The 20,488-nt window shown below is 57.8% G+C and carries 20 protein-coding genes; 5 read left to right on the top strand and 15 right to left on the bottom strand.

Annotated elements, in window-relative coordinates:
* Positions 1 to 190 precede the first annotated feature (190 nt).
* The 5 genes from livF to livK are packed head-to-tail and all read right to left on the bottom strand — an operon-like array spanning position 191 to position 5,026.
* Entirely contained in the window at positions 191 to 904 is a 714-nt protein-coding gene (gene livF, locus BH712_RS19210) for a high-affinity branched-chain amino acid ABC transporter ATP-binding protein LivF (RefSeq protein ID WP_006812273.1), read from the bottom strand.
* Position 905: 1 nt separating this feature from the next.
* Entirely contained in the window at positions 906 to 1,673 is a 768-nt protein-coding gene (livG, locus tag BH712_RS19205; protein ID WP_006812274.1) for a high-affinity branched-chain amino acid ABC transporter ATP-binding protein LivG, read from the bottom strand.
* Positions 1,670 to 2,947, bottom strand: a complete 1,278-nt coding sequence (locus BH712_RS19200; protein ID WP_006812275.1) for a high-affinity branched-chain amino acid ABC transporter permease LivM — start codon at positions 2,945 to 2,947, stop codon at positions 1,670 to 1,672. The genes livG and BH712_RS19200 overlap by 4 nt, the downstream gene beginning before the upstream one ends.
* Entirely contained in the window at positions 2,944 to 3,870 is a 927-nt protein-coding gene (gene livH, locus BH712_RS19195; protein ID WP_003861540.1) for a high-affinity branched-chain amino acid ABC transporter permease LivH, read from the bottom strand. The genes BH712_RS19200 and livH overlap by 4 nt, the downstream gene beginning before the upstream one ends.
* Before the next feature lie 46 nt (positions 3,871 to 3,916).
* Positions 3,917 to 5,026, bottom strand: coding sequence for a high-affinity branched-chain amino acid ABC transporter substrate-binding protein LivK (gene livK, locus BH712_RS19190; protein WP_032674089.1), 1,110 nt, complete (start codon positions 5,024 to 5,026; stop codon positions 3,917 to 3,919).
* A gap of 424 nt (positions 5,027 to 5,450) precedes the next feature.
* Here livK and panM point away from each other — a divergent pair, with 424 nt between their 5' ends.
* Positions 5,451 to 5,834 (top strand): aspartate 1-decarboxylase autocleavage activator PanM, encoded by a 384-nt coding sequence (panM, locus tag BH712_RS19175; protein WP_006812278.1) that lies wholly within the window; start codon positions 5,451 to 5,453, stop codon positions 5,832 to 5,834.
* A gap of 177 nt (positions 5,835 to 6,011) precedes the next feature.
* Here the strand turns inward: panM and livJ are convergent, their stop codons facing one another.
* The 6 genes from livJ to ftsY form a co-directional block, all read right to left on the bottom strand.
* Positions 6,012 to 7,109, bottom strand: a complete 1,098-nt coding sequence (gene livJ / locus BH712_RS19170) for a branched chain amino acid ABC transporter substrate-binding protein LivJ (RefSeq protein WP_073885143.1) — start codon at positions 7,107 to 7,109, stop codon at positions 6,012 to 6,014.
* Positions 7,110 to 7,306: 197 nt separating this feature from the next.
* Complete coding sequence (locus BH712_RS19165) at positions 7,307 to 8,572, bottom strand: 4-aminobutyrate--2-oxoglutarate transaminase (RefSeq protein WP_006812280.1); 1,266 nt, start codon at positions 8,570 to 8,572, stop codon at positions 7,307 to 7,309.
* A 135-nt stretch (positions 8,573 to 8,707) separates the two neighbouring features.
* Complete coding sequence (rpoH, locus tag BH712_RS19160) at positions 8,708 to 9,565, bottom strand: RNA polymerase sigma factor RpoH (RefSeq protein ID WP_006812281.1); 858 nt, start codon at positions 9,563 to 9,565, stop codon at positions 8,708 to 8,710.
* 250 nt (positions 9,566 to 9,815) lie between these two features.
* Positions 9,816 to 10,871: a permease-like cell division protein FtsX gene (gene ftsX / locus BH712_RS19150; protein WP_006812283.1), complete on the bottom strand. Its 1,056-nt coding sequence runs from the start codon at positions 10,869 to 10,871 to the stop codon at positions 9,816 to 9,818.
* A complete protein-coding gene (ftsE, locus tag BH712_RS19145; protein ID WP_006812284.1) occupies positions 10,864 to 11,529 on the bottom strand; it encodes a cell division ATP-binding protein FtsE in 666 nt (221 codons plus the stop codon). Before ftsE ends, ftsX begins: the two co-directional genes overlap by 8 nt.
* A gap of 2 nt (positions 11,530 to 11,531) precedes the next feature.
* On the bottom strand, positions 11,532 to 13,007 hold the full coding sequence (gene ftsY / locus BH712_RS19140; protein WP_006812285.1) for a signal recognition particle-docking protein FtsY: 1,476 nt from the start codon (positions 13,005 to 13,007) through the stop codon (positions 11,532 to 11,534).
* Positions 13,008 to 13,133: 126 nt separating this feature from the next.
* On the opposite strand from ftsY, the gene rsmD reads away from it, so the two are divergent.
* Both rsmD and BH712_RS19130 read left to right on the top strand, forming a co-directional pair.
* Positions 13,134 to 13,736, top strand: coding sequence for a 16S rRNA (guanine(966)-N(2))-methyltransferase (gene rsmD, locus BH712_RS19135; RefSeq protein WP_006812286.1), 603 nt, complete (start codon positions 13,134 to 13,136; stop codon positions 13,734 to 13,736).
* On the top strand, positions 13,720 to 14,001 hold the full coding sequence (locus tag BH712_RS19130; protein ID WP_006812287.1) for a DUF1145 family protein: 282 nt from the start codon (positions 13,720 to 13,722) through the stop codon (positions 13,999 to 14,001). Before rsmD ends, BH712_RS19130 begins: the two co-directional genes overlap by 17 nt.
* A gap of 95 nt (positions 14,002 to 14,096) precedes the next feature.
* On the opposite strand, the gene BH712_RS19125 is transcribed toward BH712_RS19130, so the two are convergent.
* Complete coding sequence (locus tag BH712_RS19125) at positions 14,097 to 14,456, bottom strand: DUF2500 domain-containing protein (protein ID WP_032674090.1); 360 nt, start codon at positions 14,454 to 14,456, stop codon at positions 14,097 to 14,099.
* 129 nt (positions 14,457 to 14,585) lie between these two features.
* Here BH712_RS19125 and BH712_RS19120 point away from each other — a divergent pair, with 129 nt between their 5' ends.
* Positions 14,586 to 15,212: a lysoplasmalogenase gene (locus BH712_RS19120; protein ID WP_006812289.1), complete on the top strand. Its 627-nt coding sequence runs from the start codon at positions 14,586 to 14,588 to the stop codon at positions 15,210 to 15,212.
* A 76-nt stretch (positions 15,213 to 15,288) separates the two neighbouring features.
* On the top strand, positions 15,289 to 17,460 hold the full coding sequence (zntA, locus tag BH712_RS19115; RefSeq protein ID WP_032674091.1) for a Zn(II)/Cd(II)/Pb(II) translocating P-type ATPase ZntA: 2,172 nt from the start codon (positions 15,289 to 15,291) through the stop codon (positions 17,458 to 17,460).
* 89 nt (positions 17,461 to 17,549) lie between these two features.
* Here the strand turns inward: zntA and BH712_RS19110 are convergent, their stop codons facing one another.
* From BH712_RS19110 to BH712_RS19100, 3 genes are read right to left on the bottom strand one after another with little or no spacing between them, the layout of a single operon-like run.
* Entirely contained in the window at positions 17,550 to 18,836 is a 1,287-nt protein-coding gene (locus BH712_RS19110; RefSeq protein WP_006812291.1) for a TRAP transporter large permease, read from the bottom strand.
* 10 nt (positions 18,837 to 18,846) lie between these two features.
* Positions 18,847 to 19,356 (bottom strand): TRAP transporter small permease, encoded by a 510-nt coding sequence (locus BH712_RS19105; RefSeq protein ID WP_001293225.1) that lies wholly within the window; start codon positions 19,354 to 19,356, stop codon positions 18,847 to 18,849.
* Between the two features lie 12 nt (positions 19,357 to 19,368).
* On the bottom strand, positions 19,369 to 20,340 hold the full coding sequence (locus BH712_RS19100) for a TRAP transporter substrate-binding protein (protein ID WP_000858957.1): 972 nt from the start codon (positions 20,338 to 20,340) through the stop codon (positions 19,369 to 19,371).
* Positions 20,341 to 20,488: the final 148 nt, after the last annotated feature.

The following is a 20,488-nucleotide window of genomic DNA, read 5'->3' as shown; positions in this document are numbered from 1 at the left end:
TGACAGAAAAATAACTGTTTGTTTACAGATAAGTGACAGCCAGGCGTCAGAGGGATGATGGTTGTGTGAAGGGGGTTGTGTGTGTGGTTGGGTGCGGTCTGGTGCCCTCACCCCGGCCCTCTCCCACAGGGAGAGGGAGAAAAACACGTAGGCCCGGTAAGCGTAAGCGCCACCGGGCAACACAGACGGCTTAGCCTCCGAGGTACGCGCTCCGCACCGCCTCGTTCGCCAGCAGCGCGTCGCCGGTATCCTCCAGCACCACCCGCCCGTTCTCCAGCACGTAGCCACGGTCGGCGAGCTTCAGCGCCTGGTTGGCGTTCTGCTCGACGAGGAAGATGGTCATCCCCTCTTTGCGCAGCTGTTCGATGGTGTCGAAGATCTGCTGGATGATGATCGGCGCAAGGCCGAGCGACGGTTCATCCAGCAGCAACAGGCGCGGCTGGCTCATCAGCGCGCGGCCAATCGCCAGCATCTGTTGTTCACCGCCGGACATGGTGCCCGCGCGCTGGATACGGCGCTCCCACAGGCGCGGGAAGAGTTCGTACACCCACTTGATGCGGGTCTGGTATTCATCCCGATGGGCGAAGAAACCGCCCATCGCCAGGTTCTCTTCCACCGTCATGCGGGAAAACACGCGACGCCCTTCCGGGACAATCGCCACCGCTTCACGCATGATTTTAGCCGTCTGCCAGTCAGTAATGTCTTTCCCGTCAAACACAATCCGCCCGCTGGTGGCGCGCGGATCGCCGCACAGGGTGCCAAGCAGCGTGGTTTTCCCCGCGCCGTTGGCGCCAATCAGGGTCACGATTTCTCCCTGATTGATATGCAGGCTGACGTCGTGCAGCGCCTGGATCTTGCCGTAGTGCGCGTTGACCTTGTCGAACGTTAACATCGCTTTTTCCATCTTATGCCTCACCAAGGTATGCGCGGATCACGTCCGGGTTGTTGCGGATCTCTTCCGGCGTGCCGTTCGCCAGCGGCGTGCCCTGGTTTACCACGTAGATACGGTCCGAAATGCCCATCACCAGCTTCATGTCATGCTCAATCAGCAGGATGGTGGTGTCGTGATGATCGCGCAGCTCGGCAATCAGCTCGTCCAGCTCTTTGGTCTCTTTCGGGTTGAGGCCCGCCGCGGGTTCGTCAAGCATCAGGATCTCCGGCTGGGTCACCATGCAGCGCACGATCTCAAGGCGACGTTGATCCCCGTAAGCGAGGTTGCTCGCCTGTCGGTTGGCGTGCTGGAGCAGGCCGATACGGTCGAGCCAGGTGGCGGCGCGGTCGAGCGCCTCCTCCTGCGTGCGGCGGAAGGCCGGGGTTTTCAGCAGGCCGGAGAACAGCCCGGTTTTCAGCTGTTGATGCTGCGCCACCAGCAGGTTCTCAATCACCGTCATCTCGCGGAACAGACGCACGTGCTGGAAGGTACGCACCACACCCATGCGGGCGATCTGCTGGCCCGGCAGCCCTTCAAGGTGCTGATCGCGCAGCATGATGGTGCCGCCCGTCGGCTTGTAGAAGCCGGTCAGACAGTTGAAGACCGTGGTTTTTCCCGCGCCGTTCGGGCCAATCAGGGAGACAATCTCTTTCTTGTGCAGATCCAGATTCACGTTGTTGACCGCCAGCAGGCCGCCAAAACGCATCATCAGACCGTTAACGGATAATAATGGCTGACTCATGCCTGCTCTCCTTTCGCTTCCGCACTCTTAAGCTTCAGCTGTGGACGCGTCATCGGCAGCAGACCCTGCGGACGCCAGATCATCATCAGCACCATCAAACCACCCAGCATCAGCATGCTGTATTCGTTAAAGTCGCGCATCAGCTCGCGGGAGACCACCAGCAGGATGGCGGCGAGGATCACGGCGAACTGCGAGCCCATCCCGCCAAGCACCACAATCGCCAGCACAAAGGCGGATTCGGCAAAGGTGAAGGATTCCGGGCTGACGAAGCCCTGACGCGCGGCAAACAGCGTTCCGGCGAAACCGGCAAACGCGGCGCTGATGGTAAACGCGGTCAGCTTGATGCGGGTCGGGTTCAGGCCCAGAGAGCGGCAGGCGATCTCATCTTCACGCAGCGCTTCCCACGCGCGGCCCAGCGGCATGCGCAGCAGGCGGTTGATCACGAACAGGGTAATCACCACCAGCAGTAGCGCCACCAGGTAAAGCCAGATTACGCGGTCGGACGGGTCGTACTTGATGCCGAAGAAGTTGCTGAAGGTATCCCAGCCGCCTTCGCGGGCGGTACGGCTGAACTCCAGGCCGAAGAAGGTCGGTTTCGGGATCTGGCTGATGCCGTTCGGGCCGCCGGTCACCTCGGTGTTGTTGAGCAGCAGGATACGGACGATTTCGCCGAAGCCTAAGGTCACAATCGCCAGGTAGTCACCGCGCAGGCGCAGCACCGGGAAGCCGAGCAGGAAGCCCGCGGCGGCAGAGACCAGCCCCGCCAGCGGCAGACAGGTCCAGAAGCCGAGGCCGTAATAGTGGTTCAGCAGCGCGAAGGTGTACGCCCCGATGGCGTAGAAGCCGCCGTAGCCCAGTACCAGCAGGCCAGAAAGCCCCACCACCACGTTCAGACCCAGCCCCAGAATCACGTAGATCATGGTCAGGGTGGCGATATCCACCGTACCGCGCGACACCATAAACGGCCACGCCACGGCAGCCACCAGCAGCGCTACGAGGAACAGCTTCTGTTTCACCGTTGTACCGTCGATCGCCGGCAGGACGAATTTCGGCCCGGAGACGTTTTTCAGCGTCTTCTGGAACAGCGGACGCAGCAGCTGGAACAGGAACACCACGCCAGTGCCGATAAACACCCACTGCCAGCGGATGTCAGGGGCGGTATCCACCACCAGCTTCGTGCCGTCCAGCCCTAACTGAACGCCCATAAAGACGCCCGCCAGGACGAAGAACATGGCGGCAGAAAGCAGCGCCATGGCAAAATGCATCGGTTTCATACTTTCTCTACCTCCGGACGGCCCAGAATACCGGTAGGCATCACCAGCAGAACCAGAATCAGCAGGGCAAACGACACCACATCTTTATATTCCGTGCTCAGGTACGCCGAGGAGAGCGCTTCCGCCACGCCCAGGATCAGGCCGCCGATCATCGCCCCCGGAATACTGCCGATACCGCCCAGCACCGCTGCGGTGAAGGCTTTCATCCCGGCCATAAAGCCGATGTAGGGGTTGATGACGCCGTAGAACTGGCCGAGCAACACGCCAGCCACCGCCGCCATCGCCGCGCCGATCACGAAGGTGAGCGCAATCACGCGGTCGGTGTTAATCCCGAGCAGGCTCGCCATCTTCAGATCTTCCGCGCAGGCGCGGCAGGCGCGTCCCATGCGGGAGTAGCGGATGAACAGGGTAAGGGCCAGCATCGCAATAAAGGTCACAACCCAGATCACCAGCTGCATGGTGGTGACAGAAGCGGAGAAGTTTTCGCTGGCCCCCACAATCCACTGGCCGTTAAACAGGCTTGGCAGCGCCACGTCGCGTGAGCCTTCGGTCAGGCTGACGTAGTTTTGCAGGAAAATAGACATCCCGATGGCGGAGATCAGCGCGATCAGGCGCTTGGAGCTGCGCACGGGCCGGTAGGCCACACGTTCGATGCTCCAGCCGTAGGCGCTGGCAATCACAATCGCGCCGACAAACCCGGCGGCCACCAGCAGCCAGCTGCTGTCGATGCCCATCATCATCAGCGCGGCGATGATCATAAAGGAGACGTAGCTACCGATCATGTACACCTCGCCGTGGGCGAAGTTAATCATGCCGATAATGCCGTAAACCATCGTATAGCCGATGGCGATCAGCGCATAGGTGCTTCCCAGCGTGACGCCGTTAAACATCTGCTGCAAAAAGTAGAGAAACTGCTCGGACATATGCAAACCTTTTTATACCCGCCCGGAGAACCGGGCGGTGGGATAGTTATTTGGCGGCCGAGGAAGACCCGTCGGCGTGCCACTTAAAGACACCAAATTCAAATCCCTTCAGATCGCCTTTCTCATCCCAGTTCAGCGGCCCAATCACGGTGTTCGCCCCGTGCGCTTTTAAATCTTTCACCAGATCCAGCGGCGCTTTGCTGCCGGTACGATCCATGGCCGTTGCCAGTGACTGCACGGCGGCATAGGTGATCCAGACGTACGGACCACTCGGATCCTTCTTCTGCGCCTTGAGCGCGTCCACGATAGCCTTATTCGCCGGATCCTGGTCATAGCGTTTCGGCATCGTCACCAGCATGCCTTCGGCAGAATCCCCGGCGATGTTTGACAAAGAGGCGTTGCCCACGCCCTCTGGCCCCATGAACTGGGTTTTCAGACCGGTGGCGCGCGCCTGGCGCAGCATCTGGCCCATTTCCGGGTAGTAGCCGCCGTAGTAAACGAAGTCGATATTCTCTTTTTGCAGACGGGCGATCAGCGCCGAGAAGTCTTTCTCACCGGCGGTGATGCCGTCGAAGAAGACGATATTCGCCCCGCCTTTTTTCAGGCCATCCTGCACGGAACGCGCCAGACCTTCGCCGTACTGCTGCTTGTCATGGATGATGGCGATACGCTGCGGCTTAACGGTCTCGAGAATGTAGTTGGCGGCGGTTGGCCCCTGAGAGGAGTCCAGACCCGCGGTACGCATAATGTGCTGATAGCCGCGCTGGGTCAGTTCCGGGTTGGTGGCGCCCGGGGTGATCATCAGGATACCTTCGTCTTCGTAGATGTCAGACGCAGGCTGCGTGGAGGATGAACACAGGTGCCCGATGACGTACTGGATACCGTCGTTGACGATTTTGTTGGCTACCGCGACGGCCTGTTTCGGATCGCAGGCGTCGTCATACTCCACGCCCACCAGCTTGTCGCCTTTGATCCCGCCTTTGGCGTTGATGTCTTTGATGGCCTGACGCGCGCCGTTGAACTCCATGTCGCCCCACTGGGCAACAGGGCCGGACATCGCCCCCACTACCGCAACTTTAATGTCGTCTGCCATAGCGGCATGCGAGATCGACAGTGCGACCATCCCCGCGATTAATGTCTTCGCGTTCCTTTTCATCTCTGAATCCCCATTCGTGATGTCGTGTTTATATTTTGTTTTATTATGGTTAAAAAGCATTCTGTACTTTTAATGAACAACGCTATTTTTACCAGTGCCTTTAATGGTTTAGCGCAGTTTTTTGTCAAAAACCAGACTAAAATCTCTATTTTTCAGGCGATTAAGCAAAGATAATATTCTGAAATCAGGCAGAGATAAACAAATAAAAGCGCAGTTGGCAGCATAAAATAACGGTACAAAGCGCCGAATAAATCACTGCCTTTCAGGTTAAAATTCTGCTTATTTTTCGATCCATGTGTTTTCAAACTGCCCATCGCGTCGTCATAAAACTAATCACCTGGTAAATGGGAATAAAAAGAGAAAGCGCCTGAGCAAATAAATTGAGTACACTGGCTGTACTCTTTTTGATTTGGACAAACAGCTAATGAAACTGACTATCGTGCGTCTGGTGACCTTTAGCGACCAGGATCATATCGACCTGGGCAAGATCTGGCCGGAATATTCCCCTTCGTCGCTGACCGTCGATGAGAATCACCGCATCTATGCCGCGCGCTTTAACGAACGTCTGCTGGCCGCCGTCCGCGTAACGCTGAGCGGCACGGAAGGGGCGCTGGACTCCCTGCGCGTGCGCGACGTCACCCGCCGTCGGGGAGTCGGGCAGTATTTGATTGAAGAGGTGATCCGCGAAAACCCGAGCGTGACCTCCTGGTGGATGGCCGACGTGGGCGTGGAGGATCGCGGCGTAATGGCGGCGTTTATGCAGGCGTTAGGGTTTACGGCGCAGGCGAACGGGTGGGAGAAGCGCTAAAAAAAAGCCGGGTGGCGGCTGCGCCTTACCCGGCCTACATTATCTGCCGCATTTTCCCAAGCATTTCGTGTTGCAGGAAGGCGGCAAGTTATGAAATCCCCGGGAGCTTACATAAGTAAGTGACCGGGGTTGAATAACGCAGCCAACGCACCTGCGGCGCGAAAGGCGACGGGAAAATTATTTGGCGTCAGTAGCCGTGCCGTTGGCATGCCAGTCAAACACGCCGAACTCGAAGCCCTTCAGGTCGCCCTTCTCATCCCAGGACAGCGGTCCCATCACGGTTTCCACCGAGTTCGCTTTCAGCCAGGTGGCAATCTCCGCCGGATCGGCTGACTGGTTCAGGCCCGCTTGCAGAGACTGCAACGCTGCGTAGGTGGTCCAGACGAACGCACCGCTTGGATCCTGTTTCTTCGCCTTGATGGCATCGACCACAGGTTTGTTCGCAGGCACCTGGTCGTAGTTCTTCGGTTTGGTGACCAGCAGCCCTTCAGCAGATTCACCCGCGATATTAGACAGGGAAACGTTCGCGACACCTTCTGGCCCCATGAACTGCGTCTTCAGACCCGCCGCACGCGCCTGGCGCAGGATCTGCCCCATTTCCGGGTGATAGCCGCCGTAGTAAACAAAATCGATATTCTCTTTCTTCAGACGCGCCACCAGGGTAGAGAAGTCTTTCTCACCGGCGGTGATACCGTCAAAGAACACCACGTTGGCGTTCGCTTTTTTCAGGTTGTCCTGCACGGCACGCGCCAGACCTTCGCCGTACTGCTGTTTGTCATGAACAATTGCGATGCGCTGCGGCTTCACTTTTTCAACGATGTATTTCGCGGCGGTTGGCCCCTGATCGGAGTCCAGACCGGTGGTGCGCAGGATCAGCTTATAGCCGCGCGCGGTCAGCTCGGGTGCCGTCGCAGCGGGCGTGATCATCAGAATGCCTTCATCTTCGTAGATGTCAGACGCGGGCTGAGTGGAAGAGGAGCACAGGTGGCCGATAACGTATTTGATCCCGTCGTTCACCACTTTGTTCGCCACCGCGACCGCCTGTTTCGGGTCACAGGCATCGTCATATTTTACGATTTGCAGCTTTTCGCCCTTGATGCCGCCCTTAGCATTAATGTCTGCAACCGCCTGTTCCGCGCCCGTAAATTCCTGGTCGCCGTACTGTGCTACCGGACCGGACATCGCGCCCACCACGGCCACTTTAATATCAGCCTGCGCGGTACCAAATGCCAACGCGATACATCCTGCCAGTAACGCTTTACCCTTCATGTTCATCCTGAGATTCCCCATTATTATGGTTATAACGATTGTTGTGATGTTGTTGTGTAGCGCTTTATTTCAGTTATAGGCGTGCTGTTCGCGCTTTTTCAGCATACTCTGCTAAAACATACCCCATTTTTATGATTTTGGAATAGCTAATTTGAAATGAAAATATGATAAGCCCGACCGTCATTTCAGCCGGGCTTTTGGCTTTATCGTGTCAGCGAGGCGGAAATAATATCCAGCGCCTTACGGAACTGCGCTTCGGGGATGGTGAGCGGGTAGAGGAAGCGAATAACGTTGCCGTAAACGCCGCAGCTCAAAAGCAGCAGCCCTTCGTTCAACGCGCGCTCCTGAACCTGACGGGTAAATTCCGGCGACGGCTGCCCGGTTTGCGGATCGGTAAATTCCACCGCCACCATCGAGCCCTGCCCACGGATATCGGCGATATACGGACAGCCATCCTTCGCTTTATTCAGCACCTCGACCAGATGATGCCCGAGATGCGCCGCGCGGGTGCAGAGATCTTCTTCGTCAATCACGTCCAGTACCGCATGGGCCGCAGCAATCGCCAGCGGGTTGCCCGCGTAGGTGCCGCCCAGCCCACCCGGGGCGGGGGCGTCCATCACCTCCGCCCGGCCAGAGACCGCCGAGAGCGGCATCCCGCCCGCCAGACTTTTCGCCATGGTGATCAGGTCCGGCTTCACGCAGTGGTTTTCCATGGAGAACAGCTTGCCGGTGCGGGCGAAGCCGGTTTGCACTTCGTCGGCAATCAGTAAAATCCCGTGGGTATCGCACAGGGCACGCAGCGACTGCATAAAATCAGCGGGCGCGACGTTGAATCCGCCCTCGCCCTGAACCGGCTCAATAATGATTGCCGCCACCTGATCGGGCGCGATATCGGCTTTGAAGATACGATCCAGGCTTTTTAACGCTTCGGCGGTAGTGACGCCGTGCAGGTTGTTGGGGAATTGCGCGTGGTACACCGAGCCGGGGAACGGGCCGAAGCCGAGTTTATAGGGCGCCACTTTGCCGGTCAGCGCCATGGTCATAAAGGTACGGCCATGGAACGCGCCGCCGAAGGTGATAAGGCCGGGACGCCTGGTGTACGCGCGGGCGATTTTAACCGCGTTTTCGACCGCTTCTGCCCCCGTTGAGAAGAAGGCGGTTTTGGCCGGGCCGTCTATTGGCACGCGCTGGTTGAGGCGCTCGGCAAGCGCCACATAGCCTTCATACGGGACGATTTGATAAGCGGTATGGGTAAAGGCGTGAAGCTGTTTTTCGATGGCGGCGATAACGTCAGGATGGCGATGCCCGGTATTCAGCACGGCGATCCCGGCGGCAAAATCAATATACTCGTTACCTTCCACGTCCCACACCGTGGCGTTTTCGGCTTTATCGGCATAGAAGTTACACATGACGCCGATACCGCGCGGCGTTGCCTGTAAACGCCGGTCGTTCAGTTCGTTATTTTTCACCCTGTCACCCTCTGAAGTCGCCTGCTTAGCGCATCAGTAAGTGTTTGCCAGGGGGGAGAAATTCGCCAGAGCGGGCGCTAAAAAAACAAAACCCCCGGATTCGCATCCAGGGGTTCTCGTCTTACTTCGCGGAAATTACGCTTCGATAGCGGCGCGAAGTTTTTTCATGGCGTTTTTCTCAAGCTGACGCACACGTTCAGCGGAGACGCCGTAGCGGTCGGCCAGTTCCTGCAACGTGGACTTGTTATCTTCGTCCAGCCAGCGGGCGCGGATGATATCCTGGCTACGCTCGTCGAGACCTTCCATCGCAAAGGTCAGCTTGTTCGCCGCCTGGTCTTCCCAGTTATCCTCTTCAATGCCTTCAGCAAAGTTAGAGGTTTTATCCTGTAGATACAGAACCGGGGCCATCGGCTGGCTGTCGGACGCGTCATCGTCGGCAGACATATCAAACGTCATGTCCTGCGCGGCCATACGGGATTCCATCTCGCGGACGTCTTTGCTGGAAACGCCCAGCTCGCGCGCCACCATTTCCACTTCATCCTGATTGAACCAGCCCAGACGCTGCTTGGTTTTACGCAGGTTGAAGAACAGTTTGCGCTGCGCTTTCGTCGTGGCGACTTTCACAATACGCCAGTTACGCAGAACGTATTCATGAATTTCAGCTTTGATCCAGTGCACGGCGAAGGAGACCAGTCGCACACCCACTTCCGGGTTGAAGCGACGTACCGCCTTCATCAGGCCAATGTTGCCTTCCTGAATCAGGTCCGCCTGCGGCAGGCCGTAGCCCGCATAATTACGAGCAACGTGAACAACAAAGCGCAGGTGAGACAGGATCAGCGTTTTAGCTGCTTCCAGATCGCCCTGGTAATGCAGCTTTTCAGCAAGCTCCTTTTCTTCCTCGGCCGTTAACATCGGCCAGGTGTTCGCAGCCCGGATGTAAGATTCCAGGTTACCAACAGGGGCTAAAGCTAAAGTTTGCATTTCTTTGGTCATTCATTCCTCTCAATGTTTCTTCTGGTCCAGGTTGTCCCCGTCAGGCAACAACCATGCCAAAGCGTTTGAGCAACGAGATTAGCATTCACTCTTTTATCAGACAGTGATTTTATCCACAAGTTCCAGGTGCAACAGTGAATAAATTACGCACAAAATGTGACATGAAGATGATTACAGGGGAAGAGACAACAGGGACGCTTTCCCTGCAAGCGAACATCTCGGTGCAGGGAAAGATTATATCACGCTTTTATTAGTCGGGAGTAAAGTGGCGTAAATGTTGAACCGTTGCCAGCCATGCCGCCACCCAGCCGATCATGGAGCACACCAGCAGCAACAGCAGGCACTCATCGAACCCTAAGCCACTGATATCAAACTTAGTTCCGAACACCTGCGCCACCTCGGTGACGGCAGACGACAACCGCATCACCAAAATTTCTGACAAAATCAATGAAAGAAATGCACCAGAAAAACCTAATAACGCGCCGCCGTAGAGGAACGGGCGGAGGATGAAACCATCCGTTGCGCCAATCAGTTTCTGCACGTTGATGGTATCGCGACGGGCGAAGATGCTCAGACGAACGCTGTTACCGATGACAAGGAACACCGCCGCCACCATCAGCACGCCGATCATCGCCGACACGCGTCCTACCAGCCCGGTCAGGGCGGCAAGGCGGGCAAACCAGCTGTCGTCCATGCGCACTTCATCAATCCCGTTAATGCGGGTAATGCGGTCGCGCAGGGTGTTGAGCGAATCCGTGCCCTGAAAATCGAGCTTCGGGATCACCACCGCCACCGCGGGCAGTGGGTTCTCTTCGAGCATATCCAGCGCGCCACCGAATCCGGACCAGTTGCGGAATTCGCCCAGCGCTTCATCGCGCGATAGGTAGTTCACCTTCTCGACGCCCTGTTCGGCCTGAATCTGCCCGACCACCTGTGCCGCCGCGTTATCGTCCAGCGCTTTATCCAGATAAACGGTGATCTGCGGCGACGGATAATACTGGGACGCCGCCTGGTTGACGTTTTTGTAAACCATGTAGCAGACGCTGGGCAGCGTCAGGGAGATGGCAATCACCATCACCGTCAGGAACGTCGCCAGCGGTTTGCTTTTCAGATCCTGCAACGCGCCCTGGAAGGCGTAGCGCACCTGCTCGTTGAAGACGTTGGTTTTGCGGGAGTTCGGCTTCGGTGTCGGTTTAGCGCGCTTAGGCGCATTGCGATTGCCGTCCCCGCCACCCTGAGGCTTGCGGAAACGGTCAAACCGGTTGCTGAACTGCCGAATCTGGTTCATTGCATCACGCTTATTCACCGTGGCCTCCGTGCAAATGCCCGTCGCTCAGGGTCAGCATGCGGTACGAACGGCGGGAGATCAGCCCCATGTCGTGCGTCGCCATCAGTACCGTGACCCCCACGCGGTTAAATTCCTCAAACAGACGCAAAATCCCTTCGGACAGGGCATCGTCCAGGTTACCGGTCGGTTCATCCGCCAGCAAAACGGCTGGCTTGTTCACCACCGCACGGGCGATGCCCACGCGCTGCTGTTCACCGCCGGAGAGCTGGATCGGAAAGTTCTTCGCTTTGTCCAACAGCCCGACCTTATCCAGCGCCGCCGAAACGCGACGGCGGATATCATCGTAACTGGCACCGGCAATAATCAGCGGGATCGCGACGTTATCGAAAACCGTGCGATCCATCAGCAGGTGGTGATCCTGGAAAATCATGCCGATCTGACGACGCAGGAACGGCACTTCTCGGTTCTTAAGACGGCTAATTTCATGGCCGCTGAACCAGATTTTCCCGGCGCTTGGCCGCTCGATCCCACAGATCAGCTTGAGCAGGGTACTTTTCCCCGCGCCGGAATGGCCGGTCAGGAATGCCATCTCGCCTGGCTGGAGGTGAAATGTTACCCCCTGTAGCGCTTGTCTCCCACCGAGATAGGCCTTGCTGACGTGTTCAAAGCGAATCATTGTTAGTCCTCTCGGGCAAATAGTGCCTCAATAAAGTCGTCCGCTTTAAACGGACGCAAATCCTCAATACGCTCGCCCACACCGATGTAACGGATAGGAATGCCGAACTGGTCGGCCACGGAGAAGATCACCCCGCCTTTCGCGGTGCCATCCAGCTTGGTCAGCGTGATCCCGGTCAGTCCTACCGCTTCATGGAACAGCTTCGCCTGGCTAATGGCGTTCTGCCCGGTGCTGGCGTCGATAGTCAGCATAATTTCATGCGGTGCATCTTCGTCCAGCTTCTTCATGACGCGAACGATTTTCTTCAGTTCTTCCATCAGGTGCGATTTGTTCTGCAAACGCCCTGCGGTATCCGCAATCAGCACGTCCACGTTACGCGACTTCGCCGCCTGGATAGCATCGAAAATCACGGAGGCGGAATCCGCGCCGGTGTGCTGGGCAATGACCGGAATATTGTTGCGCTGGCCCCACACCTGGAGCTGTTCCACCGCTGCCGCACGGAAGGTATCACCCGCCGCCAGCATCACCGATTTGCCCTGCTGCTCGAACTGGCGCGCCAGCTTGCCGATGGTGGTGGTTTTACCCACGCCGTTGACACCAACCATCAGAATAACAAAGGGCATTTTGCCTTCAATATTAAGCGGTTCGTCAACTTTTGCGAGAATTTCACCCATCTCGTCTTTCAGCAGGCCGTACAGCGCCTCGGCGTCACGCAGTTGCTTGCGGCTCGCCCCTTCGGTCAGATTAGTGATGATCTTCCGGGTGGTTTCCACGCCCACGTCCGCAATCAGCAGTTGCTCTTCCAGCTCCTCAAACAGATCGTCGTCGATCTTCTTGCCGCGGAACAGACTGATAAATCCGGAACCTAAGTTTTCTTTGGTCTTGAGCAGGCTGCGTTTCAGGCGCGCGAAGAAACCTTCTTTGGTTGGTTTTTCCTGCTCCTGAACGATCGCTTCTTCGGCCTGCTCTTCTACCGGCACAACAATGACCGCTTCTTCAGCCGCTTCCGCCGCCAGCGCCTGGGCTTCCAGCTCTTCGTCGGTCAGCTCTGGCTCAAGGGCCGCTTCTTCTTCCACCGCCTCTACAATTTCAACGGTTTCCGCTTCGGCCTGCCACTCTTCGGCAGAAACCTCTTCGGCAGAAACCTCTTCGGTTTTCACCTCTTCCGGCAGCGGCAGTTCTTCGTGTTCGATAGCGGCCTGCGGCGCTTCGTTAAGGGTTTCAACGATAACCGGCTCTGGTTTTTCGCTCTCCTGAACCTGTTCAGTGACCTCAACCACCTCTTCAGCAAAGGATTCAATCTCTTCTTTGCTGTGGGCTGGCTCTTCCGCTTCGACAACCGCAGCGGTTTCGACAGGCGTTTCAGGCTGTGACTGCTCTTCTACAACCTGTTGTTCTTCGGTTTTCTGTTCTGTTTCTTGCTCTTTTTCACCGAAACCCAACCAGGAAAAGAAGCCACGTTTTTTTTGTTTTGCCATCTGCGACTACACTCCTCGCGGCGCTATATACAGGGAAGCTAAAAAAATGATGAAATAGTCTAACACTTTACTTAATTGACATCACCGCCCGCAATCGCAGGGCATTGTTAACAGAGCTTTCCTGAGATGAAGAAACCCACCCGCGCCCCGGCCGGTCAAATACGCATTATCGGCGGTCAGTGGCGAGGCCGGAAATTACCGGTGCCGGACAGCCCCGGTTTACGCCCCACCACGGACCGCGTTCGCGAGACGCTGTTTAACTGGCTTGCCCCGTCAATGGTAGACGCCAACTGCCTGGACTGCTTCGCTGGCAGCGGTGCATTAGGTCTGGAAGCACTGTCGCGTTATGCCGCCAGCGCCACGCTGCTGGAGATGGAGCGCGGCGTCGCGCAGACGTTGCAGCAAAATCTGGCTACGCTGAAGGCAACCAACGCGAAAGTGGTGAATACCAATACGCTAAGCTTCCTCGCCCAAAACGGGACGCCGTTCAACGTGGTGTTTGTTGACCCGCCGTTCCGTAAAGGACTGCTGGAAGAGACATTATCGTTGCTGGAAAAAAATGGCTGGCTGGCAGACGACGCGCTGATTTACGTCGAAAGCGAAGTGGAAAATGGCCTGCCGCCCGTTCCCGTTCACTGGGATCTGCACCGCGAGAAGGTCGCCGGTCAGGTGGCTTATCGTCTTTATCACCGTCAGGCACAAGGAGGATCCGATGCCAGTACTGATTAACGTAGGGCGCTTGCTGATGCTGGGCGTCTGGGCATTTTTGATTTTGAATCTGGTGCACCCGTTCCCGCGTCCGCTGAATATCTTTATTAACGTGGCGCTGATTTTTACCGCGTTCATGCATGCGTTGCAGATGGTGATGCTGAAAAACGGCCTGCCGAAAGATGGCCCACCGATGACCGGCTGGCAGCAGCTGCGGGTGTTTATTTTCGGCGTATTTGAACTGCTGGTGTGGATGAAAAAGTTTAAGGCGCAGGTGAAGAAGTAACAGATTTGCCCCTCACCCTAACCCTCTCCCCAAAGGGGCGAGGGGACGATTACACCCTCTCCCCTCTGGGGAGAGGGCCGGGGTGAGGGGTAAAATTACCGCTCCGGTACAAACCCTTCAAACCGCGACCCTTTGTAGCTCAGCGTCCCCTTCTCCCCTACCGTCAGCTGGTGGTACTGCTGCGCCTCCAGGCGGAAAGTGATCTCCAGCCCGCCGGTTTCCGGCTTAAAGCTCGCTTCATAGCGCATCGTTGTGCCCGCAGGCGTCACCTGCTGCTGGCGAGAGCGGCGGTCGTTGAGCGGCTTCTCACGCTTGTTCGTCACCACCACGCGCTTTTGCATCAGAGGCGCGGCGTCGTTGTCGGCCTTCTCACGGCGCTGCTGCACGAAGCGAAACGAGGCGGCAACGACGATAATCGCCACCACGATAATGAAAAACAGCGGCATCTTGCTCATTGGAAAATCCCATCAGATTATGCGGAATTCAGGATACCTCGCCTGCCCCGGCATTGCCAAACGCCCGCTCGCGTCACTACACTGGATCAGGAACTGATCATTCAGCCTCAACAGTTACAGGGAGTTAATATGCTTTGGTCATTTATCGCTGTCTGTTTTTCCGCATGGCTTTATGTCGATGCGTCTTACCGTGGCCCAGCCTGGCAGCGCTGGTTGTTTAAACCCGTCACGCTATTGCTCCTGCTGTTGCTTGCCTGGCAGGCACCCATGTTTAACGCCATTAGCTATCTTGTCCTCGCGGGGCTGTGTGCTTCCCTGATTGGCGATGCCTTAACCCTGCTGCCGCGTCAGCGCCTGCTGTACGCCGTGGGGGCGTTCTTCCTGTCGCATCTGCTCTATACCATCTACTTTGCCAGCCAGATGACGCTCTCCTTCTTCTGGCCACTGCCGCTGGTGCTGCTGGTGATTGGCGCCCTGCTGATCGCGGTGATCTGGTCGCGTCTGGAAGAGATGCGTCTGCCGATATGTACCTTTATCGCCATGACGCTGGTGATGGTGTGGCTGGCCGGTGAACTGTGGTTCTTCCGCCCGACGTCTCAGGCCATGTCCGCCTTCTTCGGCGCGGCGCTGTTGTTGCTCGGCAATATCGTCTGGTTGGGCAGTCATTATCGCCGCCGCTTCCGTGCGGATAATGCGATTTCCGCCGCCTGTTACTTTGCCGGACACTTCCTGATTGTGCGTTCACTGTATATCTAAATAACGCTTGACTCTGGAGTCGACTCCAGAGTGTATGCTGCGGTTAATGAGAAAATTATCATTACCGGAGACTGCCATGTCGACTCCAGAAACACCGAAAAAAGTTCCACAATTCTCGGCACTTAAGCTCAGCCCGGTTCCGCTGAAAGACGACTGCTGCTGCGAGGGCGCGTGCGAAACCCAGGTCGACGCGCTGCCTGAAAGCGGCAATCACTACAGCTGGGTGGTCAACGGTATGGACTGCGCGGCCTGCGCCCGCAAAGTGGAAAACGCGGTGAAGCAGGTGCCGGGCGTGAACCACGTTCAGGTGCTGTTTGCTACCGAAAAGCTCCTGGTCAGCGCCGAAAACGACGTCAGTAAACAGGTTGAAGCCGCCGTCAGCAAAGCGGGTTATACCCTGCGCAGCGAAACGGCGCCCGCTGAAAAAACCTCCCCGCTAAAAGAGAACCTGCCCCTAATCACGCTTATCATCATGATGGCCCTGAGCTGGGGGCTGGAGCAGATCAATCACCCGTTCGGCAATCTGGCGTTTATCGCCACCACGCTGGTCGGCCTGTTTCCAATTGCCCGTCAGGCGCTGCGCCTGATGAGAAGCGGCAGCTGGTTTGCCATTGAAATGCTGATGAGCGTGGCGGCCATCGGCGCGCTGTTTATTGGCGCGACGGCGGAAGCGGCGATGGTGCTGCTGCTGTTCCTGATCGGCGAACGGCTTGAGGGCTGGGCGGCGAGCCGGGCGCGCAAAGGGGTGAGCGCGCTGATGGCGCTGAAGCCGGAAACTGCCACGCGGATCCATGAAGGCAAACGTGAAACGGTCGCCATCAACACGCTGCGCCCGGGCGACGTGATTGAAGTCGCCGCTGGCGGGCGTCTGCCAGCCGATGGGACCCTCGTGACCGCCACTGCAAGCTTTGACGAAAGCGCCCTGACCGGAGAATCCATCCCGGTCGCGCGTGCGGCAGGTGAAAAAGTGCCTGCGGGCGCCACCAGCGTTGACCGACTGGTGCAGCTCACCGTGCTTTCTGAACCGGGCGACAGCGCCATCGACCGCATCCTGAAGCTGATTGAAGAGGCCGAAGAGCGCCGCGCACCGGTCGAACGCTTTATCGATCGCTTCAGCCGAATTTACACCCCCGCCATCATGCTGGTGGCGCTGCTGGTTACCGTGGTGCCACCGCTGTTCTTCGGCGCACCGTGGGAGGGCTGGATTTATAAAGGGCTGACCCTGCTGCTGATCGGCTGTCCGTGCGCGCTGGTGATCTCCACCCCGGCGGCGATTACCTCAGGCCTGGCGGCAGCGGCACGTCGCGGGGCGCTGATTAAGGGCGGTGCGGCGCTGGAGCAGTTGAGCCAGGTTCAGCACATCGCCTTCGATAAAACCGGCACGCTGACGGTTGGTAAACCGCAGGTCACCGGCGTCTATCCGCAGGACATCAGTGAAGACGCACTGCTGACGCTGGCCGCCGCCGTAGAGCAGGGATCCACTCACCCGCTGGCGCAGGCGATAGTGCGTGAAGCGCAGGAACGCGGGCTGAACATCCCTTCGGCAACCGCCCAGCGAGCGCTGGTCGGATCCGGGATTGAGGCCGTCGTCGACGGCAAAAAAGTGCTGATCGCCGCGGCAGGTGCGTTCGCGGATCCACAGGTTGAGGCATTAGAGCAGGCCGGTCAGACGGTTGTTGCCGTGATGCAGGACGGCGTACCGATGGGCATGCTGGCGCTGCGCGATACCCTGCGTGACGATGCGAAAGACGCCATCAACGCGCTGCACAGGCTGGGCGTACAGGGCGTGATCCTGACCGGCGACAACCCGCGCGCGGCGGCGGCGATTGCTGGCGAGCTGGGGCTGGCGTTTAAGGCCGGGTTACTGCCTGCGGACAAGGTGCGTGCCGTAACGGAGATGAACGCGCGCGCCCCGCTGGCGATGGTAGGCGATGGCATTAACGATGCCCCGGCGATGAAGGCTGCAACCATCGGCATTGCCATGGGCAGCGGCACCGACGTGGCGCTGGAGACGGCGGATGCGGCGCTGACGCACAACCGTCTGACCGGGCTGGCGCAGATGATAGATCTCGCGCGGGCGACGCGGGCCAACATTCGCCAGAACATCGGGATTGCGCTGGGCCTGAAGGGGATTTTCCTGGTCACCACGCTGCTCGGCATGACCGGCCTGTGGCTGGCGGTGCTGGCGGATACCGGGGCGACGGTGCTGGTGACGGCGAACGCGCTGCGGCTGTTGCGCCAAAGGTAAAAGTGAAACGGCAACCGGGTTGCCGTTTCTCGTGTTTGCCCCCTCTCCCCGTGGGAGAGGGCCGGGGTGAGGGCATCAGGCCGCACGCGTCACTGCATCCCTAACACCCCCGGCAACCATAATGAAATCGCCGGAATATAGGTAATCATCCCCAATATCACCAGCAACATGCCGTAGAACGGCAGCATCGCGCGTACAACGTGCTCGATCTTCTGCTTACTCACCGCGCTCGCCACGAACAGCACCGACCCGACCGGCGGCGTGATCAGCCCAATCCCCAGGTTAACCATCATGATCATCCCAAAATGCACCGGGTCGATCCCCAGCGCATTGGTCACCGGCAGCAGCACCGGGGTCAGGATCAGGATGATCGGCGCCATGTCCATCAGCGTGCCAAGCAGCAGCAGCATGATGTTGAGGTACATCAGGATCACGTATTTGTTATCGGACAGCGAGGTGAAGAATTCGGTGATGCGCATTGGCAACTGCATGTAGGTCATCACTGCCCCAAACGCCGCCGCAAAGCCAATCAAAATCATCACGATGGTGACGGTTTTCACCGTGCGGCACATCAGCTTCGGCAGTTCATTCCATTTGTAGTCGCGGTAGATGAACATGGTGACGAAGAACGCCCACAGGCAGGCCACGGCGGCAGATTCAGTGGCGGTAAATATCCCGGACAAGATCCCGCCGAGGATAATCACCACCGTCATCAGCCCCCACAGGGCATCCAGCACAATTTTCAGCGCCTGCCTGAAAGGGATTTTATCTCCCTTCGGATAACCGCGCTTGCGGGCGAAGCACAGGCAGAGGGCCATCAGCCCCATACCCAGCAGCAGGCCCGGCAGCACGCCCGCAATAAACAGCGTGGCGATGGAGACTGTGCCCCCTGCCGCCAGCGAGTAAATCACCGAGTTGTGGCTGGGCGGGATCAGAATCGCCTGCACCGACCCGCTGGCCGTCACCGCCGCCGCGTATTCGCGCGGATAGCCCTTCTTCTCCATCTCCGGGATCATCACGCTGCCGATGGACGCCGTATCCGCCACCGACGAACCGGAAATCGCGCCGAAGAACGTCGAGGCGACAATGTTCACCAGCGACAGCCCACCACGAATGAAGCCCACAAAAATGTACGCGAAATTGACCAGCCGTCGGGCAATCCCCCCTTCCGCCATGATCGCCCCGGCAAGAATGAAGAACGGGATCGCCAGCAGGGTAAATTTGTTCACCCCGCTGGTGATCTGGATCATCAGTGCTTCCAGCGGGAGGTCAATCCACAGCGCACCCGCCACGGCGCTTAAGCCCACGGCGAAGGCCACCGGCATCCCCAGCGCCAGCAAAATGGCGAGGGTGAATAACAAAACAAAAGCATCCATTGTTCACCCCTTAAGTGTGATTGCCGATCAGCACGACCGGACGGTTTTCCTGTGAGCCAAACAGCAGGCGTTCAAGCACAAACAGGATCAGAATGGCCGACCCGACAGGCAGCGGCAGATAGCTTTCGCCGGAGGTCAGGAGCGGAAACTCCGCCACCGGCTGTTCCCAGAGTTCGACGCACAGCCAGTAGCTGTACCAGCACATCAGGCCAGAAATCAGCAGCATCAGCAGATCCACCACCCGCGCGCACAGGGTTTGCAGCGATGCGGGCAGACGGTCGGTGAGCATGTTGACCGCAATATGCGACCCGGCGCGGTAACTGACCGCCGCGCCGATGAAGGTAAACGTCACCATGCAGATAATGGCGATCGGTTCCGGCCAGGATTCGCCGCGATTGAGCACGTAGCGAGAGAAGATGCCGATGGGGATCACAATCGTCATCACCAGCAGCGAGAGACCCGCCACCGCCATGGCGAGCAGGTACAGACGGTCCATCCACTTCAGGTAGAGTTCGGACATACGTACTCCGGCTTACTGAACGTCAGCGATGGCTTTCATCAGGTCCTGATGCTTATCGCCATACTGCGCGCGCACCGGCTCTGTCGCCTTGATAAACACCGCTTTATCGATATCGTGGAACTGCACGCCACCGGCCTTCATTTTGGCCAGCGCCTGGGCGTTATAGTCGTTCCACAGCTTGCGCTGCTCGATCTGCGCTTCGCGGGCCAGCGTCAGGATCTTTTGCTGTTCGTCAGCGCTCAGTTTGTCCCACTTCACTTTGGAGTAGAGCAGCATTTCCGGGGTGATGAAGTGGCCGCTCAGCGTGTAGTTTTTGGCGACCGGCATGTAGTTATGGGCGATAAAGGTGGGCGGGTTGTTCTCCGCACCGTCGATCACGCCGGTCTGCATGCCGCTGTACACCTCGCTGACGCCCATCGCGATCGCGTTGGCCCCCATCGCTTTCAGCGTGGCCAGTGCCACCGGGCTACCCTGCACGCGAATTTTCTTCCCTTTCAGATCGTCCGGCTTCAGGACAGGCTCTTTGGTGATCAGGTTGCGGGTGCCGGAATCCATCCAGCCGAGGAAGACCAGGCGGGATTTTGGGTTGGCGGTGAGTTTGTCGCCGATCTGCTTGCCGATATCCCCGTCGATTACCTTGTGCATGTGGTCTTCATCGCGGAACACGTAGGGCAGCGTAAACACTTCGATATCCGGCAGGATGGCGGCTACCGGCGCCATGGAGACGCGGATCATATCAATCGCCCCCATCTGCGCCTGCTCAATCATCTGCTTTTCATCCCCCAGCACGCCGCCGGGGAAGACCTTAATCTCCAGCTTGCCATCGGTTTGTTGTTTGAGTTTTTCACCCATGTGCTGAACCGCCACCACGTTCGGGTAGCCTTCAGGATGCACATCGGCGGCTTTAATGGTTTGCGCGGAGACGGTGCAGGCAAAAGCAGACAGGCACAGAGCGGCCAGTAACGGCTTGAGGGTCGTTTTCATTGAGTCAACTCCAGGGTAGTGAGATAAGCGTTAAAACGGTGTTTTAGTTTTTGACGTTTAAAAAATAGACTACGGCTGGAAAAGGGAGGGTGAAGCGCCTCACAAAAAGCGCGAAATTTTGAAACGATGGTTTAGAAATGCTTTCTCC

It is taken from the genome of Enterobacter hormaechei ATCC 49162, assembly GCF_001875655.1.
Classification (GTDB): Bacteria; Pseudomonadota; Gammaproteobacteria; order Enterobacterales; family Enterobacteriaceae; genus Enterobacter; species Enterobacter hormaechei.
The sequence above is the reverse complement of the archived record's forward strand: the minus strand, read 5'-3'. Positions and strand labels throughout refer to the sequence as shown.

What these genes read in the sequence shown, in the direction of transcription:
- livF (WP_006812273.1), bottom strand. Translation starts at nt 904, where the DNA reads ATGGAAAAAGCGATGTTAACGTTCGACAAGGTCAACGCGCACTACGGC.
- livG (WP_006812274.1), bottom strand. Translation starts at nt 1,673, where the DNA reads ATGAGTCAGCCATTATTATCCGTTAACGGTCTGATGATGCGTTTTGGC.
- BH712_RS19200 (WP_006812275.1), bottom strand. Translation starts at nt 2,947, where the DNA reads ATGAAACCGATGCATTTTGCCATGGCGCTGCTTTCTGCCGCCATGTTC.
- livH (WP_003861540.1), bottom strand. Translation starts at nt 3,870, where the DNA reads ATGTCCGAGCAGTTTCTCTACTTTTTGCAGCAGATGTTTAACGGCGTC.
- livK (WP_032674089.1), bottom strand. Translation starts at nt 5,026, where the DNA reads ATGAAAAGGAACGCGAAGACATTAATCGCGGGGATGGTCGCACTGTCG.
- panM (WP_006812278.1), top strand. Translation starts at nt 5,451, where the DNA reads ATGAAACTGACTATCGTGCGTCTGGTGACCTTTAGCGACCAGGATCAT.
- livJ (WP_073885143.1), bottom strand. Translation starts at nt 7,109, where the DNA reads ATGAACATGAAGGGTAAAGCGTTACTGGCAGGATGTATCGCGTTGGCA.
- rpoH (WP_006812281.1), bottom strand. Translation starts at nt 9,565, where the DNA reads ATGACCAAAGAAATGCAAACTTTAGCTTTAGCCCCTGTTGGTAACCTG.
- ftsE (WP_006812284.1), bottom strand. Translation starts at nt 11,529, where the DNA reads ATGATTCGCTTTGAACACGTCAGCAAGGCCTATCTCGGTGGGAGACAA.
- ftsY (WP_006812285.1), bottom strand. Translation starts at nt 13,007, where the DNA reads ATGGCAAAACAAAAAAAACGTGGCTTCTTTTCCTGGTTGGGTTTCGGT.
- rsmD (WP_006812286.1), top strand. Translation starts at nt 13,134, where the DNA reads ATGAAGAAACCCACCCGCGCCCCGGCCGGTCAAATACGCATTATCGGC.
- BH712_RS19130 (WP_006812287.1), top strand. Translation starts at nt 13,720, where the DNA reads ATGCCAGTACTGATTAACGTAGGGCGCTTGCTGATGCTGGGCGTCTGG.
- BH712_RS19125 (WP_032674090.1), bottom strand. Translation starts at nt 14,456, where the DNA reads ATGAGCAAGATGCCGCTGTTTTTCATTATCGTGGTGGCGATTATCGTC.
- BH712_RS19120 (WP_006812289.1), top strand. Translation starts at nt 14,586, where the DNA reads ATGCTTTGGTCATTTATCGCTGTCTGTTTTTCCGCATGGCTTTATGTC.
- zntA (WP_032674091.1), top strand. Translation starts at nt 15,289, where the DNA reads ATGTCGACTCCAGAAACACCGAAAAAAGTTCCACAATTCTCGGCACTT.
- BH712_RS19110 (WP_006812291.1), bottom strand. Translation starts at nt 18,836, where the DNA reads ATGGATGCTTTTGTTTTGTTATTCACCCTCGCCATTTTGCTGGCGCTG.
- BH712_RS19105 (WP_001293225.1), bottom strand. Translation starts at nt 19,356, where the DNA reads ATGTCCGAACTCTACCTGAAGTGGATGGACCGTCTGTACCTGCTCGCC.
- BH712_RS19100 (WP_000858957.1), bottom strand. Translation starts at nt 20,340, where the DNA reads ATGAAAACGACCCTCAAGCCGTTACTGGCCGCTCTGTGCCTGTCTGCT.